A 16653-nucleotide genomic window follows, 5' to 3' on the forward strand; every position below is an offset into this window, starting at 1 on the left:
CGATGAGCTTCGCCGACTGGCTCCGCGAGTTCCGCGCCCTTCACGAAAAGTCGAAGCAGGGGGCGCTGCGCGCGGGGGAGCTGGCGGCCTATCGGGCCGGCCGGGACGAGCTGGCCCGGGCCTTCCTCGCGGCCCAGCGGATGGCGCTGCCGGCGGGGGTCCTGCCGCGGCACGCGCTGCGGGTCCCGCGAGCGCTGCAGGTCGATCTCGAGTTCATGGACGGCACCGTGCGCGCCATGACGGTGGACGTGTCGGCGGGCGGGTTCGGCGCGCTCCTCGCGAAGCCGCCCCGGGTCGGCGAGGAGCTCAAGGTCAGCCTGCGCGTCCCCGGGGGCGGCGAGCCGCTCAAGGCGGAGGCGCGCGTCGTCGACGTGAAGTCCCAGGTCGGGACCGCGCGCGCCTCCTTCCAGCTCGGGCGGCTGGAGGAGGCGGACGCGGAGCGGCTGGAGACGCTGGTGTTCGACGCCGTGCTCGAGCGGCTGCAGGGCTAGCGCGAGGCCACTTTCGCCGGCCGCAGGTCGAAGTCGACGTCGAGCTGGACCGTCCAGAGGAAGTCGGGGCGGTTGGCGCCCGGCGCGATCCCCGGCCCGGCGAGCTGGGTGGTGGCGTTCGAGTCGAAGAAGAACACCGGGCCGGTCAGGAGATCGATCGAGGGCGTGAAGTAGAGCCCGATCCCGCCGCCCACCGCGCCGAAGGCGTTCTTCCCCGTCTGGACGTCGGCCATGAAGGTGATCTTGTTGAGGCCGGTGAGGTTCAGCACGAGGTCGGGGCTCGTCCAGGCGGCGAGGAGGCCCGCCCGCTGCTTGTCGCCCGTCGAGCTCACGAGGAGCTTGTCGTTGAGGCCATAGTAGCCGCCCACCACCAGGTTGCCGACGATCGGGAAGGTCTTGCCGATCTCCAGGTGGAGGATGTCGAAGTCGCTCACGTCGGACTTGAAGCCGACGCCGAGGATGCCCGCCGAGAGGCCCGGGGCCCAGTCGCCCAGCGCGCCCTCCGGCACGCCGAGCTTGGCGTTCAGGTAGAGGTTCGTCTGGGCGAGGCCCGGCATGAACGAGTCGATCCCGACCTCGCCCTGGAGCTTCTCGAACGGGAGGAAGCCGACCGTGAGCCCGTAGTCGTTCTGGAAGGCCGACCGCTCCGAGACGTACGTGTCGTACGTGACGTGCGGCACGAGGTAAGGCTGGACGTACGTGGTGGCGGGCGTCCAGAACGTGGTGGAGGGCGTCGCGTGGGCGGCGGTCGAGGCGAGCGCGAGCGCGCACGCGGCGACGGCGCGGAGGACCTGCTTCATCGAGTGTTCTCCTGATCGGGTGGAGTGCGGCGGCGAGCTGTGCAGCGAGCGTGCCGCGGGCCGCCTCCTCGCAGAAGCCCCTCCATCCGCCGCGATCGGCCGGCGCGCCGCGGGCGGCGCGCGCCGCCGGGCGCCGGGTGCCCGCCGGGAGGGCAGGCGTGTGCACCCGGCCAGGGCACCCTCGGCCAGCCCCCGCCACGCCGCGCGCCGCCGGCGGCCGCGTGGCGAGGGAGGAGCGAGGGCGGGGCGGGGGGAGGCCGGCGGGGCGCGCTACTCGGCGGTCGCCCGGTGCAGCTCGGGCGCGTGCGGGCGGGGCGCGTCCGGGCGCTGCCCGAACGCCGACTCGTCGGCGTTGAGGTACGCCCGCTCGCCGGACTCGGCGATGTCGAGGCCCGACCACTCGTCCTGCTCGTCCGAGCGGAGCGGCGTGACGAGCGCGACCAGCCGCAGGATGCCGTAGGAGAGGCCGCCCGACCAGGCGTAGGTGGCGGCGACCCCCAGGAGCTGGACGCCCAGCAGCCGCAGGCTGCCGTCGGCGCCGTCCGGGTTCACGGCGCGGGTGGCGAGGACGCCCGTGAGGAGCGCGCCCAGCGTGGCGGCCACGCCGTGCACCGCGAAGACGTCGAGCGCGTCGTCGAGCCCGAGCCGCGGGCGCACCCGCACCGCCAGCAGCGAGGCGAGGCCCGCCACGGCGCCGAGGCCCATCGAGGCGAGGGGGGTGACGAAGCCGGCGGCGGGCGTCACCGCCACCAGCCCGGCGACCGCGCCGGAGGCGAGGCCGACGCCCGACATCTTGCCGTGGAAGAAGAACAGCTCTGCGAGGCCCCAGGCCAGGGAGGCGGCGGCCGGCGCGAAGAAGGTGTTGGCGAAGGCGGTGGCGGCGAGGCCGTTGGCGGCGAGCGCGCTGCCGCCGTTGAAGCCGAGCCAGCCGAACCAGAGCAGGCCGGCGCCGAGGATGGCGAACGGCACGTTGTGCGGGAGGACGGTGGGGACCCGCAGGCCGCGGCGGCGGCCGAGCACGATGGCGAAGACCAGAGCGGCCGCGGCGGCGTTGATGTGCACGACGGTCCCGCCCGCGAAGTCCAGCGCGCCGAGCTGGCGCAGCCAGCCCCCGGGGGCCCACACCCAGTGCGCGACGGGCGTGTAGACGACCACGCTCCAGACGGCCACGAACAGGAGGAAGGCCTTCACCCGGACGCGCTCGACGATGGCGCCCGAGATGAGCGCCGGCGTGATGACCGCGAACATCGCCTGGAAGAGCATGAACGCCCCGTGCGGCACGGTCGGGGCGAGATCCTTCGCCACCTCGCCCCCGACGCCGCGCAGGCCGGCGAAGCCGAGGCCGCCGACGAAGCGGTCGAGGGCGCCCGGGCCGGGCGCGAACGCGAGGCTGTAGGAGACGAGCCCCCACAGCACGCCCACCAGCGCCATGCAGGCGAGCGACAGGATCATCGTGTGCACGACGTTCTTGGCGCGGACGAGGCCGCCGTAGAAGAAGGCGAGCCCGGGCGTCATGAGCAGCACCAGGCCGGCGCTGACGAGGACCAGGGCGGTGTCGCCGGAATCGACCGTGCCCGGCGCGGCGGCGAGGGCGGTGGCGGGCGCAACGAGCGCGAGAGCCAGGGCGAGCAGCTTTCTCAAGGGGCTTCCTCCGAAGGGGGCGGGCGTCCGGCGGTGGGTTGCAGCCCGTGTGCCGTGCAGGCGCGGGCCCGTTTCCGAGGCACCCGCGGCCCCGCGCCGCGGCGCTGCTCGGGAGGGAGGCAGGGCGCTGCCCGCCGGCCGGGCACGGCGCAGGCCCGCGGGAGGTCCGCAGGGCGCTCCCGGGACCGGAGCCCCTCGGCCCTTCTCGCGCCAGGCCGACGGGCGGCGCGCGGTCCCACGGCCCGGCGACTTGCCGGAGCTCGGCCGGCGCACCCACCGTCGACCTCACCGGGCCGAGCCTGGAGCGTGACCGTGCGTGAGTGCCGCAGGTGCGCCCGCGCGGGGAGCGCGGTGCGCGAGTAAACGGTTGCTTCACGTACCGTGAGCAAGGGAGCCCCGCGGAGGGAGGATGCGACTCGAAGGCACGCCCTGCCAGAGCGCTTGCTGGCCCGCCCGCGGAGCGTGGACGATGCCCGGCATACTTAGCTGTGCGTTGAACGTCCGGCGGCTCGAGAGAGGGGAAACCACGTCGTGAGAGGTCCGCGGCAGGGTCCGCGGCCTCGCAGCACCGCGGGGAATCGCAGGAGGGGGTCTCACGTGAAGAACATGTGGAAGTGCGCCGGCGCGCTCGCCGTCGCTTGTTGCGTCGCGCCCGCGTGGGCGCAGCCGTATCCTCCGCAGAACTGGCCCAACGCGCCGACCGGGAGTGCCTGGCAGGCGCTGTACCCGTATGCCGGGCAGTGCTCGACGACGTCGTTCGCGGGCCTGCCGGCGTGCACGCTCTCCAACGCCCCGTCGTTCGCCTGCGACGCGGGCGGCACGTCGAACCAGACCGCCGCGCCGTGGGGCAAGTGCGGGACGATCGCGCCGCCGGTTCTGAACCAGCCGCTCCTCACCGGCGACACCCAGCGCGCGAACAAGTACACGTGGGAGGTGCTGAACCCGCTCGACTACACGCCGGACACGACCACCTACCCGGGCGCCGATTACTACCAGATCGGCGTTCACGAAGCGTGGGGGTTCCAGGGCATCGCCTCGGCCGGCCTGTTCCCGAACCCGAAGCCGCTCGACCCGGCGGGCGTGCCGAACGGCAAGCAGTGGACCGGCCTCACCGACGCGAGCGGGAAGCCGCTCTACACGCCGGTGTGGGGCGTCGGCCAGATCAACGTGAAGGGCGGCCCGATCACGACGACGCTGCAGTCCCTCGGCCTGTTCCCCAAGACCTCGTCGCCGTCCTCCTGGTCGCGCAACGACTACGTCGCCACCTGGCCCTCCATCAGCATCCGCGGCACGACCGGCCGCCCGGTGGTGGTGAAGTGGACGAACGAGTTCCCCAACAACCACCTCTTCTGCCCGCACCCGGAGGCCGCGGACTGGCCCTGCGCCATCGACCGTACGTTCATGGGGGTGAAGTCCGAGATCGACCCGCAGAAGGCGCCGGCGACCTTCCAGAACAACCCGCTGCCCTACAACGGCGTGAACCAGTTCGGCAGCCCGATGCAGCCCGACAACTCCTGGGTGACGCACCTCCACGGCGGGGAGATCCCGCCGCAGACGGACGGCTTCGCCGAGAAGTGGTTCGGCAACAAGAACACCGGCAAGCTCTACAGCCCGCAGCCGTGGCCGCTCGATCCCGCCTTCTTCCCGCCCCGGGGCGCGCTCCACGAGTACAAGGTCGGCACGGAGTTCTCCAACATCTTCCGGCCGGGCGGCGACCCCTCGGCCAACGGGCTCACCTCCTGGTACTACGACACGTACGCCTACCCGATGGTCAACCGTGAGTCGACGATCTGGTTCCACGACCACACCCTCGGCAAGACCCACCACAACGTGGTGGCCGGGCCGGCCGGCTTCTTCCCGGTCAAGGATCCCTCGCGCCACCACGCCATCCAGGGCGGGAGGTGCACCGGCCCGGCCGGCGGCTGCGACTTCACCTGGGTGGACGTGCTGACCGAGCCGCGCGACGGGCTGGGGATCCCCAAGTACGACCTCTTCCTGGCGGTGCAGGATCGCGACTTCAACGCCGACGGCTCCCTCAACTTCCCGAACGGCATGGCGAGCGTGCCGGGCGCCTCCGGCTACGCCGTGGCCCCGGGCAACACCTCCTTCGCCCCGGGTCCGAACCCGCAGGTCCACCCGGTGTGGGTGCCCGAGTACTTCGCCTCGAACGCGGTGGTGAACGGCGTCCTCTGGCCGAAGAAGAGCGTGGTGCCGGGCAACTACCGGATCCGGTTCGTCGACGGCTCGGACGCGCGCTGCTACAACGTGAGCTTCAGCACCCAGGACCCGTGGGCGAACCCGGTCATCGACCCCCTCACGAACGCGCCGGCGCCGACGCGGCCCGATCCGAGCACGCTCCTCACGTTCACGATGATCGCGAACGAGCAGGGCTACCTGCCGCGGCCGGTGGCGACCCAGTCGTTCGCGATGTGCCCCGGCGAGCGGTACGAGATCGTGCTCGACTTCGAGGGGTTCGCCCCCGGCGCGCGCGTGTACATGGTGAACGACGCGGCGGCGCCGTTCCCCGGCGGCGGTAACGGCCCGTTCGATCCGGGGAGCCCGTACCCCGACATGGCCACCATCATGCGCTTCGACGTCGTCGCGCCGTCGAGCGCCGTCCCGGCCGTCCCGACCTGCGGCAGCGCCGCCCTGGCCGCGAACCAGCCGGCGAGCTGCCTCGCCATCCCGGCGGTCCTCGACTCGAGCTTCGACGACATCACCCATCTGCCGACGTGCGCCTCGCAGAGCGCGGCCGACACGGTGGGCAAGCGGTGCATCGCGGCGGTGCGTAACCTCTACCTCAACGAGCGCATCGACGGGACCACCGGCGCGTCCCTCGGCCTGCAGATCAACGGCGTGCCCTTCGAGTACGACGTCACCGAGACCCCGCGGGAGGGCACGTACGAGAAGTGGAACATCGTCAACCTGACCGTGGACGCGCACCCCATCCACCCGCACCTCGTGAAGGCGCAGATCGTGCAGCGGCAGCTCTTCGACGTGACCGGCTACCGGCTCGCGCTCTGTCAGGGCGACCCGGCCGACAACGCCTGCACGCCGGGCACGACGCCGGGCGGGGTCATGCAGCTCATCCCCGACCCGACGCCCTTCCTGGCGAGCGCGTTCGATCCGGTCCCGCTCTCCGAGAAGGGCTGGAAGGACGCCATGCGCGCCATGCCGGGCGAGGTCCTCACCTTCGTCGCCAAGTGGGAGGGGAGCTGGAGGCAGGGCACGAGCGCGAAGGGCACGGACGTCACCGCGCCGGGCGCCGGGAACCCGAACTGCATGGTCCAGAGCACCTGCAACGTCACCAGCGGCGCCTACGGCTCGTCCGTGAGCTGCTCCAGCAGCTCGGCGAACACCTCCGCCTGCGGCGCGGGCAACGCCAGCACCTGGGTGTTCCCGAACGTCACCTCCGGCCCGTACGTGTGGCACTGCCACATCAACTCCCACGAGGACTCGGAGATGATGCGGTCGAGCCTGGTCGTGAAGTGACCGGGGTCGGCTGACGCTTCACCAGGGGCGGCGCCGTCCGGCGCCGCCCCTTCGCGTTCCGGGCTCGCGGCGCGTCACTTCCCGCGCTGCCGCCGGAAGGCGCGCGGTGGGCCGTGCGGTGCCGGCGCGGCGGCGCCGGAGGGCGCGGGCCCGGCGGAGGCCGGGGCGGGTCCCGCGCCGACCTCCCAGGTGGTGTCGAGGAGCTCGCCGGGCGCGAAGCCGGGCGCGTCGAGGCGCGCGCCTTGGACCGCGTCGCGCGCGCAGGCGATGAGCGAGGGGTCCGCGCCGCCGTCCGAGGCGACCTCGGCTCCGGTGACCTCCGCGCCGCCGGCGAAGGCGCGGAGCTGCAGCGCCAGCACGGTGGGGCCGGTCCCGCCGAGCCCGCCGCCGCGCAGGCATCGCGCGACCGGGGCGGTCAGCTCGGCCAGCGCGCGCGGCGGGAGCTGGACCGCGCGAGGCGCGGCCGCCTCCAGCGCCGGCGCGGGCGAAGGGAGCGCGGGAGCCGGCGGGGCGTCGGCCCGCGCCGCGCCGGCCTGGGCGAGCGGGGAGGGCGAGGGGACGCCGCCGCGGTCCTGCTCCACCGGCTCGGGCGCGAGGAGCGGCGCGGGGCGCGGCGCGCTCGAGGAGGAGCTGGTCGCTGCCACCACCAACCCGACCGCGGCCGCTCCCAGGGCGACGATGGCTCCGGCCGCGAGCCAGGGCGCGCGCGGCCTCACGGCGCCTGCTCCGGCGCGCCACCCGCGGGAGGCGCTGCGGGGCCGGCGTGCGCCGCCTGCGGCGCCCCCGGGGCGGTGCCGGCCGCGCCGGCGAGCAGCGCGCGGGCCTCCCCGTCGGCCGCGAGGAGGGCCGCGTTGGCCGTCTCGAGCGGCGTGAGCACCGAGGTCTGCCGCGCCAGGCAGCGGCGGGCCGCTGCGCGGGCCGCCTCCACGCGGCGCGCGCGAGCGGGGTCGGCCGCGCTGGCCATCACCACCTCGAGCTCGATCCCCTCGGCGCGGCAGCCGAGGCGCGGGTCGACCGGCCACGGGCGCGCGAGGAGCTCGCGGTCGGCGTCCCAGGCGCGCCGGAGTCGCTCGCGCACGGCGGCGCCGCGCGCGTCCAGCGCGGGGGCGGCTGCCGCCTGGCGCTCCAGCCGGCCGAGGACGTCCTCCTCGTGCAGGCGCTTCATGGTGCGGATGGCGAGCATCCTGCCGTCGAGGAGCCGCGCGTGCGTGGAGAGCATCGAGCCGAGCAGCGCCTGATCCTCCGGCGGCCCCGGGGGCGGGAAAGGTCGCCCGACGAAGGTGGTGGTGGACGCCGTCGCTGCGCAGAGGACGAGCGCCTGGACTGCCGTCAGGAGAGGGAGCGGCATGTGCGCATGATACCCCCGGCGCCGGCGCTCCTCGCACGGCGCGGCGCGCCGCCACAGGGCCCAGGCGGGTCAGGGCCGGGTCGTGCGCGGGGCCGCCTTCTTCTTGGCCTTCGCGTGCGGCGCGCTCTTCTTCACGTGCTTCGCGGCCGCGCCGTGGCCCCGCTGCGGCGCCTTCCTGGGAGCGTCGTGCACCTTGAACCCGTGCAGCACCTGCTGCTGCGGGGCCTCGACGCGGGGCGGCGGAGGGGGCGGCGGCGGCACGTACGGATCGTCGTCGCTGGCGGAGACGAGCGCCGCCGGCGTGCCGTCCGGCACGCGATACCGGTCGCGCTCGACCTCGAGCTGCCCCGAGGCCCGCTGCAGCCAGGCGCGGTTTCCGGCGTCGAGCCCGGTCGCCTCGAGGGTGGCGGCGGCGCCGGCGCGATCCCCGGCGCGCGCCTGGAGCGCGGAGAGGTAGAGCGCGGCGCGCGCGCGCTCGACCTGCGGGCTGCCGGCGGCGTCGCCCGCGAGGCGGCGCAGCGGCGCCAGCGCCTCCTCGGGCGGGAGCTCGCGCGACAGGGCGAGCTTGGCGAGCCCGAAGGTCGCGCGGGCGTGGGGCCCGTCGCCCGCGGCGTCTCCGCCCGACCGTCCGGCGGCGAGCGCCTTGGCCGAGGCGTCGAGCGCGGCGGCGTAGGCGACGCGCGCGTCGGCGGCGCGGCCGGAGCGGCGCAGGAGGTCGCCGCGGAGCGCGAGGGCGGCCGGCAGCTCGGGGTCGGCGGCGAGCGCGCGCTCGAGCGACTCCGCGGCGGCGGCGCCGTTGCCGGCGACGAGGGCGACGCGCGCCGAGATCACGTCCGCGAGGCCGCCCGGGCCCGCGCGGTTCGCGTACTCGAGCGCGGTGCCCGCCTTGCCGTCGCGCAGCGCGAGCCACGCGACCGCCAGCTGCGCCTCCGCGGGCACGCGCGAGGCGCGCATGGGCTCGACGAGCAGCGCGTTCGCCTCGGCCGCCGCCGGGCTCTCCCGGAAGTCCGCGGCGAGGAGGGCGAGCGCGAGCGCGCGGAGCGAGCCGGCCCGCTGCGGATCGAGGCGCGCCGCGCGGACTCCGAGCAGGTCCGCGGCGCGCTGCGCGCCGAGCCAGGTGTCCGCGCGCACGAGCTGGCGGGCGCGCGCCAGCGAGAGCTCGACGATGCGCTGGTCCTGGTGCGACCGGTAAGCGTAGACGCCGAGGGCGGCCGCGGCGGCCAGCGCCAGGGCGAGCGCTACCTTGGCCCAGCGCGGAAAGCCCCGCCCGCCGGGCGCGCGTCCGGCGGGGAGGCCTTCCTGGATGTCCTCGGGATCGACCTCGACCGGCTCGTCACCGGGAGGAGAGCCAGGGTCGTGGGGCCCGGGCGCGGCGGGAGGTGCCATCCGCAGCTGCGGCCGGGAACGCTACGGCGTGCCCTGGCCCTTGATCTCGCGCTCGTCCTCGCGGGCGACGCCGGAGAGCACGTCATTCACGGACGGGAACCGCATGATCTCGCCGCGAGCGATGCGCCACGCCTGCTGCACGATCCACGAGAGGGAGCGGTCCTGACGGTTCGCCTCTGCCTGGATCTCGTTGAGCATGTCCTCGGGAAAGTACAGGGACTGCTTGCGCTTGTCGGTACCGGGCATCGCCACTCCGTCCCCCTTGGGGTAAGTGTGTTGGGTAGCTTGTACGTTAGGCTCGGCCGCCTGGTCAAGTTACCGGCGATCGAGGCACATTGTGCGACAGACTGCCGCAGGCTCAAAAAAATGAGGAGCCGGCATTGCTGCCGGCTCCCCGGTGGGCCTAGAGGGGGAGGGGGGGGACCCCTAGGCCCAGCACCACGTAATCTTCACTCAACAACGAGGAACCCTACCATCGCATTCCCGACTCGACCGGGCAACAATGCGGCCACCGGAATCGGCCTTCGCCGGATGGGTTCGTCGCCAGCCACCCTTGAACGGCTCGCCCCGCCCGAGCATTCCCCGCGTCGCGCGCCGACCGGTTCACGGCGCCGCGGCTCGCGAAAAGACGAGGGACGACGGTGAAGCCCAGCTCGCTCCTCCCGTTCGAGGCCGCCGTCCTCGGCACCGTGCGCCGCCGCGCCCTGGTCCCGCCGGGCGCCTCGGTGCTCGTGGCGCTGTCCGGAGGCCCCGACTCCACGGCGCTCTTGCGGGCGCTCGCGGCGCTCCGCGGCGCCGGCGAGCTGGCGGCGCTCCACGCCTGTCACGTCGACCACCAGCTGCGGGCCGGGAGCGCCGCGGACGCGGACTTCTGCGCCGCCACCTGCGACGCGCTGCGCGTCCCGCTCCTCCGGCGGGCGGTCGAGGTCGGGGCGCGCGGCGGGCTGCAGGAGGCCGCCCGGCGCGCGCGCTACCGGGCGCTCGCCGGCGCGGCCGAGGCCTGCGGCGCGGCCTGGATCGCCACCGGCCACACGCTCACGGACCAGGCCGAGACGGTGCTCCTCCGGCTGCTGCGCGGCGCCGGCGCCCGCGGCCTCGCCGGCATCCCGGCGCGGCGCGGGCGGTTCGTCCGGCCGCTCCTCGATCGGACCCGGCGCGAGGTGCTCGACTACCTGGCGGCGAGCGGCGCCGCCTTCCTCTCGGACCCGAGCAACGCGTCGCCGCGCTTCCTGCGCAACCGCGTGCGGCACGAGCTCGCGCCGCTCCTCGAATCCCTGGCGCCCGGCGCGGCGCGGCGGCTGGCGCGGGTGGCGGACCTCCTGCGCGACGACGACCGGGCGCTCGAGCGGGCGGCGCGCCGGCTCGCCCCCCGCGGCGCGACGGCGGTGGAGGCCGGCCGGCTCGCCGCGGCGCCGCTCGCGGTGCAGCGCCGCGCCGTGCGCAGGCTGTGGCGCGCCGCGACCGGATCGCGGCGCGCGCTGGAGGCGGTGCACGTGGAGGCGGCGCTGCGCCTCCTGGCGGGCGGCCGCCGGGTGGCGGGGCCGGTCGCGCTGCCAGGCGGGCGGGCGGCGTGGTGCGCGGGCGGGCGCCTCCAGCTCGGCGTCACCGCGACGCGGCGCGGCTTCCCGGTGCGGCCGCGCGCCGGCGCTCGCTGAGGGTGCGCTCCCGCGCCCGCCAGGCGAGCGAGACGGCGTGCGTGAGCCCTGCGGGCGCCCGCAGGCCCTGCTATAACCATCGAGCCTGAGCGGCGCGAGGCCCTCGCCCGGATCCCGGAAGAGACCGGGCACCCCGGGGGTTCTGCGGACCAGCGTCTTCTCGGAAGGGGAACAGAGCCTTGCGCCAGTCTTACAAGACCGTCCTGCTGTGGGTCGTCCTGATCCTGATGTTCGTGGCGTTCTATCAGTTCTTCGCCCAGCACGACCGGAAGCAGAAGGAGCTCGCCTTCTCCGACTTCATCGCGAAGGTGGAGAAGGGCGAGGTCCGCGACGTCCAGGTGAAGGACAACGTCAACTACGTCGGGGTCCTGAAGGACGGCAGCGAGTTCCACACGGTCGGCCCCATCGACCCGATGGCCAGCATCTTCACCAAGCTGCAGGGCCAGGGCGTGAAGGTGGTCTACGACAAGCCGGAGGGGAACTCGTTCTGGGTCACGGTGCTCGTCCAGTACCTCCCGCTCGTCTTCCTCTTCCTCCTCTTCTTCTTCTTCATGCGCCAGCTGCAGTCCGGCGGCGGCAAGGCGATGAGCTTCGGCAAGTCGAAGGCGAAGCTCATGACCGAGCACCACAACAAGGTCACCTTCGCCGACGTGGCCGGCATCGACGAGTCGAAGGACGAGCTCGAGGAGATCATCTCCTTCCTCAAGGACCCGAAGAAGTTCACGCGCCTCGGCGGCCGCATCCCGAAGGGCGTGCTGCTCATGGGCCCTCCCGGCACCGGCAAGACCCTGCTCGCGCGCGCCGTGGCGGGCGAGGCGGGCGTGCCCTTCTTCTCCATCTCCGGCTCGGACTTCGTCGAGATGTTCGTCGGCGTCGGCGCCTCGCGCGTCCGCGACCTGTTCGAGCAGGGCAAGAAGAACGCCCCCTGCATCATCTTCATCGACGAGATCGACGCGGTGGGCCGCCACCGCGGCGCCGGCCTCGGCGGCGGGCACGACGAGCGCGAGCAGACGCTCAACCAGCTCCTCGTCGAGATGGACGGCTTCGAGTCGAACGAGGGCGTCATCCTCATCGCGGCCACCAACCGCCCGGACGTGCTCGACCCGGCCCTGCTGCGCCCCGGCCGCTTCGACCGGCGCATCACCGTCCCGCGCCCCGACGTGAACGGCCGCCTCGGCATCCTCAAGGTGCACACCAAGAAGTGCCCGCTCGACGGCGCGGTCGACCTCACCCAGATCGCCCGCGGCACCCCGGGCTTCTCCGGCGCCGACATCGAGAACCTGGTGAACGAGGCGGCGCTCTACGCCGCCCGCCGCAACAAGGAGCGGGTCGAGATCAACGACTTCGAGTTCGCGAAGGACAAGGTGCTGATGGGCACCGAGCGCCGCTCGATGATCATCAGCGAGAAGGAGAAGCGCACCACCGCCATCCACGAGGCGGGCCACGCGCTGGTCGCGAAGATCCTCCCCGGCACCGACCCCGTGCACAAGGTCACCATCATCCCCCGCGGCCGCGCGCTGGGTCTCACCCAGCAGCTCCCGATGGAGGACCGCCTCAACATCAACCAGGAGTTCGCGCTCAACCAGATCGCGATCCTCATGGGCGGCCGCCTCGCCGAGGAGCTCACCTTCGACCAGAAGACCACCGGCGCCGGCAACGACATCGAGGTGGCGACGAACCTCGCCCGCAGCATGGTCTGCGAGTGGGGCATGAGCGAGAAGATGGGCCCGCTCGCGCTGGGCAAGAAGGAGGGCGAGGTCTTCCTGGGCCGCGAGATGAGCCAGGTCCAGACCTACTCCGAGCAGACCGCCCGCGAGATCGACACCGAGGTCCGCCGCATCGTCACCGAGCAGTACGAGCGGGCGAAGAAGGTGCTGCTCGACAACAAGGCGATGCTCGACAAGATCGCCGACGCGCTGCTCGAGCACGAGACCATCGACGCCTCGGACATCGACCTGCTCATGGCCGGCGGGACCATCAACCGCCCGCCCCCGCCCAAGGCGCCGAGCGCCGCCGCGCCGGCGGTGGCCGAGAAGGCCGCCCGCAAGCCGGGCCTCCTCGACACGATCCCGGTGCCGAAGGCCGAGGCGAGCAAGGCGTAGGCGCGGCTCCCCGGCGGGGACGGCCCCCGCCCTGCGGCCGCGCTGGCCGTGCGAGGCATCGTGAATCCGCTGCGCATCGGGGCCCGCGTCTTCGACGGGCCGGGCCCCTTCCTCATGGGCGTCGTGAACGCGACGCCCGACTCGTTCTCGGACGGCGGCCGCTTCCTCGACCCCGAGGCGGCGCGGGCGCACGCGCTGCGGCTCGTGGCCGAGGGCGCCGACCTGCTCGACCTGGGAGGCGAGTCCACCCGCCCCGGCGCGGCGGAGGTCTCGGTCGCGGAGGAGCTCCGGCGGGTGGTGCCGGTGGTGGAGGCGATCCGCGCGGCGGGCTGCACGGCCCCGATCTCCGTCGACACCCGCAAGGCGGCGGTGGCGCGGGCGGCGCTCGCCGCCGGGGCGGACCTGGTGAACGACGTCTCGGCGCTGGCCGACCCCGCCATGGCGGAGGTGGTGGCCGCGACCGGCGCCCCGGTGGTGCTCATGCACATGCGGGGCACCCCGGCCGACATGGCGTCGCGCGCCGTGTACGCGGACGTGGGGGCCGAGGTGGAGCGCGAGCTGGCGGAGGCGCTCGCGCGCGCGGTGCGGCTCGGGATCCCGGAGGCGCGTGTCGTGCTCGACCCGGGGCTCGGCTTCGCGAAGCGCCCCGAGCACGACCTCCGCCTGCTGGCGGAGCTGCCCCGGCTCCGGCGGCTGGGGCGCCCCCTCCTGGTGGGGCCTTCCCGGAAGAGCTTCATCGGGCGGACGACCGGCGCCGCGGTGGCCGACCGGCTCCCGGGCACGCTCGCCGCCGTGACCGCCTGCGTGCTGGCGGGGGTCGAGCTGGTGCGCGTGCACGACGTCGCCGCGGCCCGCCAGGCCGCGCAGGTGGCCGCCGCCATCCGGTCCGCTTCCAGTTCCGCCGGAGAGGGCTAAACTGACGTGCGTGCGAGCCACCGACGAGCAGCCGGAGCGCCCCTGAGATGACGGCCCTCGCGGTGGCCGTGCCGGGCTTCGTGCAGTACCTCCTGGGCCCGGGGTCCACCTGGCGCGAGGTGGGGCTCGCCCTGGCGGACCTCGCCGTGGTGGGCTTCCTCGTCTACCGCGTGCTCCTCCTCATCCGGGGCACGCGCGCCATCAACGTCCTCGTCGGCCTGTTCCTGCTCGGCATCGGCTACCTCGCCTCGCAGTGGGCGAACCTGGTCGCGCTCAACTGGGTCCTCGGGCACTTCCTCAGCTACTCGTTCATCTTCGGCGTCATCGTCCTGTTCCAGGCGGACATCCGCCGCGGGCTCGCCCACCTCGGGCGCGGCACCTTCCTGGTGGGCCTCAGCGTCGACGAGCGCCACGCGCAGGTCGGGGTGGTGGACGCCGTCGCGCGCGCCGCGGTCGAGCTGGCGCGCCGGCGGCACGGCGCGCTCATCGCGGTGGAGCGCATCGGCGACCTCTCCGAGATCGCCGAGACGGGCGTCCGGATCGACGCCGCCGCCTCCGCCGAGCTCCTCCTGGCGCTGTTCCAGCCGGGCGGCGCGCTCCACGACGGGGCGGTCGTGCTGCAGCGCGGGCGCCTGGCCGCGGCGCGCTGCCTGCTCCCGCTCACCGTCTCCCCGAAGCTGCGCGACGTGGGGACGCGCCACCGGGCCGCCGTCGGCCTCGCCGAGGAGGTGGACGCGGCGGTGGTGGTGGTCTCCGAGGAGCGGGGCGAGATCTCGCTCGCGGTGGAGGGCGTGCTGCACCGCAGGCTGGACGAGGGCGCCCTGCGCCAGCTCCTGGCGCGGCTGCTCGTCGAGCCCGAGCCGCGGGGCCTGGCGGGGCTCCTCGCGCGCGTCGCGCGCCCGCCCTCGCAGGACCCGCCGGAGGATCGCCGTGCAGCAGTCTAACCTCGGGCTGCGGCTCCTCTCGCTCGCCATGGCGGCGGCGCTGCTCTTCGTGGTGCACGGCGAGCGGCGCGCCTCGTTCACGGTGGTGGTGCCCATCGAGGCGAAGCTGCCGGCGGGGCTCGAGCCGGCCTCGCCGCTGCCCCAGAGCCTGCGCGTCTCGCTCTCCGGCCCCTGGGCGCGGCTGCGCTCGCTCGACGCCGGCGACGTCGGGCCCGTCACCATCGACCTCTCCCGCACGGGCCCGGGCGTCGCCTCCTGGTTCGTCCGGCCCGAGTCGCTGCGGCTGCCCGCCGGCGTGCGGGTCGAGTCGCTCTACCCCTCGCAGGGCGCCGTGCAGCTGGAGCGCGACCGCCCCTGAGCGGCCCCCGGATCAACCCCATCACCGAGCTCCCACCATGAACGAGAAAGCGCTCTCCCGCCCTCCCTCCGGCGGCGCCCCCGAGGCGGCCGCCGCGCGCCGGCTGTTCGGCACCGACGGCGTGCGCGGCGTCGCGAACGTCTACCCGATGACGGCGGAGATGGCGCTCCAGCTCGGCCGCGCCCTCGCCTACCTGGTGCGGAGCGGCCCGCACCGGCACCGCATCGTCATCGGCAAGGACACCCGGCTCTCCGGCTACCTGCTCGAGCAGGCCATCGCCTCCGGGATCTGCAGCATGGGCGTGGACGTGATGCTGTGCGGCCCGCTGCCCACCCCCGGCATCGCGTTCATCACCGAGTCGATGCGCGCCGACGCGGGCGTGGTCATCAGCGCCAGCCACAACCCGTACCAGGACAACGGCATCAAGTTCTTCTCGCGCGACGGGTACAAGCTCCCGGACGAGATGGAGCTGCGCATCGAGCGCCTCGTGCTCGGCACGCCCGGGGACGGCAACGGCTCGGACGACTTCCACGCGCTCCGCCCCACCGCCAACCGCATCGGCAAGGCCAAGCGGATCGACGACGCGGGCGGCCGGTACATCGTCTTCCTGAAGTCGCTCTTCCCGCGCGAGCTGACGCTCGACGGCCTCACCGTCGTGGTCGACTGCGGCCACGGCGCCGCCTACAAGGTCGCCCCGGCGGTGTTCGAGGAGCTGGGCGCGAAGGTGGTGCGGCTCGGCGTGAAGCCGGACGGCAAGAACATCAACGACGCCTGCGGCGCGGTGCACCCGGAGGCGATGGCGAAGGCGGTCGAGAAGCACGGGGCGCAGCTCGGCATCGCGCTCGACGGGGACGCCGACCGCGTCATCGTCTCCGACGAGCACGGGCACATCGTGGACGGCGACGCCATCATGGCCATCGTGGGGCGCGACATGGTGCGCGCCCGCACGCTCGCCAAGAAGACGGTGGTGGCGACGGTGATGAGCAACGTCGGCCTGGAGCGCTCGCTGCGCGAGGTGGGCGGCCGGGTGGTGCGGACGGCGGTGGGCGACCGGTACGTGGTCGAGGAGATGCGCCGCTCCGGGTACAACTTCGGCGGCGAGCAGTCGGGCCACCTGCTCTTCCTCGACCACGTCACCACCGGCGACGGCGTGTGCGCGGCCCTCAACCTGCTGGCGGTGATGCTGCGGGAGCAGCGCCCGGTGTCGGAGCTGGCCCGCTGCTTCGAGCCGGTGCCGCAGGTGCAGCTCAACGTGCCGGTGCGCGAGAAGCGGCCGCTGGAGCAGCTACCGGAGGTCCAGAAGGCGGTGGCGGCGGTCGAGAAGGCGCTCGCCGGGGACGGCCGGGTGCTGGTGCGCTACTCGGGGACCGAGAACAAGGCGCGCGTGCTGGTGGAGGGGCCGGACGCCAAGGTCATCGCCGCCCACGCCGAGGGGATCGCCGGCGCGCTCCGGCGCGCCCTGGCCTGACCGGAGGGGCGGGGGCCGCGGCGCGCGGCCGCACTCCGCTCGGCAGCGGGGCG

At 74.4% G+C, this 16653-nt stretch carries 14 protein-coding genes; 8 read left to right on the plus strand and 6 right to left on the minus strand.

Annotated features, from left to right (window positions below):
• Window positions 1–2 precede the first annotated feature (2 nt).
• A complete protein-coding gene (locus HWY08_RS09555; RefSeq protein ID WP_176064645.1) occupies window positions 3–491 on the plus strand; it encodes a PilZ domain-containing protein in 489 nt (162 codons plus the stop codon).
• On the opposite strand, the gene HWY08_RS09560 is transcribed toward HWY08_RS09555, so the two are convergent.
• Entirely contained in the window at window positions 488–1291 is an 804-nt protein-coding gene (locus HWY08_RS09560) for a hypothetical protein (protein WP_176064646.1), read from the minus strand. The genes HWY08_RS09555 and HWY08_RS09560 overlap by 4 nt on opposite strands.
• Before the next feature lie 270 nt (window positions 1292–1561).
• A complete protein-coding gene (locus HWY08_RS09565) occupies window positions 1562–2932 on the minus strand; it encodes an ammonium transporter (RefSeq protein ID WP_176064647.1) in 1371 nt (456 codons plus the stop codon).
• A 597-nt stretch (window positions 2933–3529) separates the two neighbouring features.
• Here HWY08_RS09565 and HWY08_RS09570 point away from each other — a divergent pair.
• Window positions 3530–6424: a cupredoxin domain-containing protein gene (locus tag HWY08_RS09570; RefSeq protein ID WP_176064648.1), complete on the plus strand. Its 2895-nt coding sequence runs from the start codon at window positions 3530–3532 to the stop codon at window positions 6422–6424.
• Window positions 6425–6498: 74 nt separating this feature from the next.
• On the opposite strand, the gene HWY08_RS09575 is transcribed toward HWY08_RS09570, so the two are convergent.
• The 4 genes from HWY08_RS09575 to HWY08_RS09590 all read right to left on the minus strand — a co-directional run bounded on the left by HWY08_RS09575 (window position 6499) and on the right by HWY08_RS09590 (window position 9404).
• Window positions 6499–7140 (minus strand): hypothetical protein, encoded by a 642-nt coding sequence (locus HWY08_RS09575; RefSeq protein WP_176064649.1) that lies wholly within the window; start codon window positions 7138–7140, stop codon window positions 6499–6501.
• Window positions 7137–7772 carry a hypothetical protein gene (locus HWY08_RS09580; RefSeq protein WP_176064650.1) on the minus strand — a complete coding sequence of 212 codons (636 nt, stop codon included), beginning with the start codon at window positions 7770–7772 and terminating at the stop codon, window positions 7137–7139. The genes HWY08_RS09575 and HWY08_RS09580 overlap by 4 nt, the downstream gene beginning before the upstream one ends.
• 69 nt (window positions 7773–7841) lie before the next feature.
• The gene (locus HWY08_RS09585) at window positions 7842–9158 is read right to left on the minus strand and encodes a tetratricopeptide repeat protein (RefSeq protein ID WP_176064651.1); all 1317 of its coding nucleotides are present in this window, start codon (window positions 9156–9158) and stop codon (window positions 7842–7844) included.
• A gap of 21 nt (window positions 9159–9179) precedes the next feature.
• Complete coding sequence (locus HWY08_RS09590) at window positions 9180–9404, minus strand: TIGR04563 family protein (protein WP_176064652.1); 225 nt, start codon at window positions 9402–9404, stop codon at window positions 9180–9182.
• Window positions 9405–9799: 395 nt separating this feature from the next.
• On the opposite strand from HWY08_RS09590, the gene tilS reads away from it, so the two are divergent.
• The 6 genes from tilS to glmM all read left to right on the plus strand — a co-directional run bounded on the left by tilS (window position 9800) and on the right by glmM (window position 16600).
• A complete protein-coding gene (gene tilS, locus HWY08_RS09595) occupies window positions 9800–10813 on the plus strand; it encodes a tRNA lysidine(34) synthetase TilS (protein WP_176064653.1) in 1014 nt (337 codons plus the stop codon).
• 179 nt (window positions 10814–10992) lie between these two features.
• Complete coding sequence (ftsH, locus tag HWY08_RS09600) at window positions 10993–12915, plus strand: ATP-dependent zinc metalloprotease FtsH (protein ID WP_176064654.1); 1923 nt, start codon at window positions 10993–10995, stop codon at window positions 12913–12915.
• A gap of 60 nt (window positions 12916–12975) precedes the next feature.
• The gene (gene folP, locus HWY08_RS09605; RefSeq protein WP_235969547.1) at window positions 12976–13830 is read left to right on the plus strand and encodes a dihydropteroate synthase; all 855 of its coding nucleotides are present in this window, start codon (window positions 12976–12978) and stop codon (window positions 13828–13830) included.
• A gap of 47 nt (window positions 13831–13877) precedes the next feature.
• Complete coding sequence (cdaA, locus tag HWY08_RS09610; protein ID WP_235969548.1) at window positions 13878–14774, plus strand: diadenylate cyclase CdaA; 897 nt, start codon at window positions 13878–13880, stop codon at window positions 14772–14774.
• Window positions 14761–15132, plus strand: a complete 372-nt coding sequence (locus HWY08_RS09615) for a hypothetical protein (protein WP_176064655.1) — start codon at window positions 14761–14763, stop codon at window positions 15130–15132. The genes cdaA and HWY08_RS09615 overlap by 14 nt, the downstream gene beginning before the upstream one ends.
• Window positions 15133–15169: 37 nt before the next feature.
• Window positions 15170–16600: a phosphoglucosamine mutase gene (gene glmM / locus HWY08_RS09620; protein ID WP_176064656.1), complete on the plus strand. Its 1431-nt coding sequence runs from the start codon at window positions 15170–15172 to the stop codon at window positions 16598–16600.
• Window positions 16601–16653: the final 53 nt, after the last annotated feature.

The organism is Anaeromyxobacter diazotrophicus, assembly GCF_013340205.1.
GTDB classification, from domain to species: Bacteria; Myxococcota; Myxococcia; order Myxococcales; family Anaeromyxobacteraceae; genus Anaeromyxobacter_A; species Anaeromyxobacter_A diazotrophicus.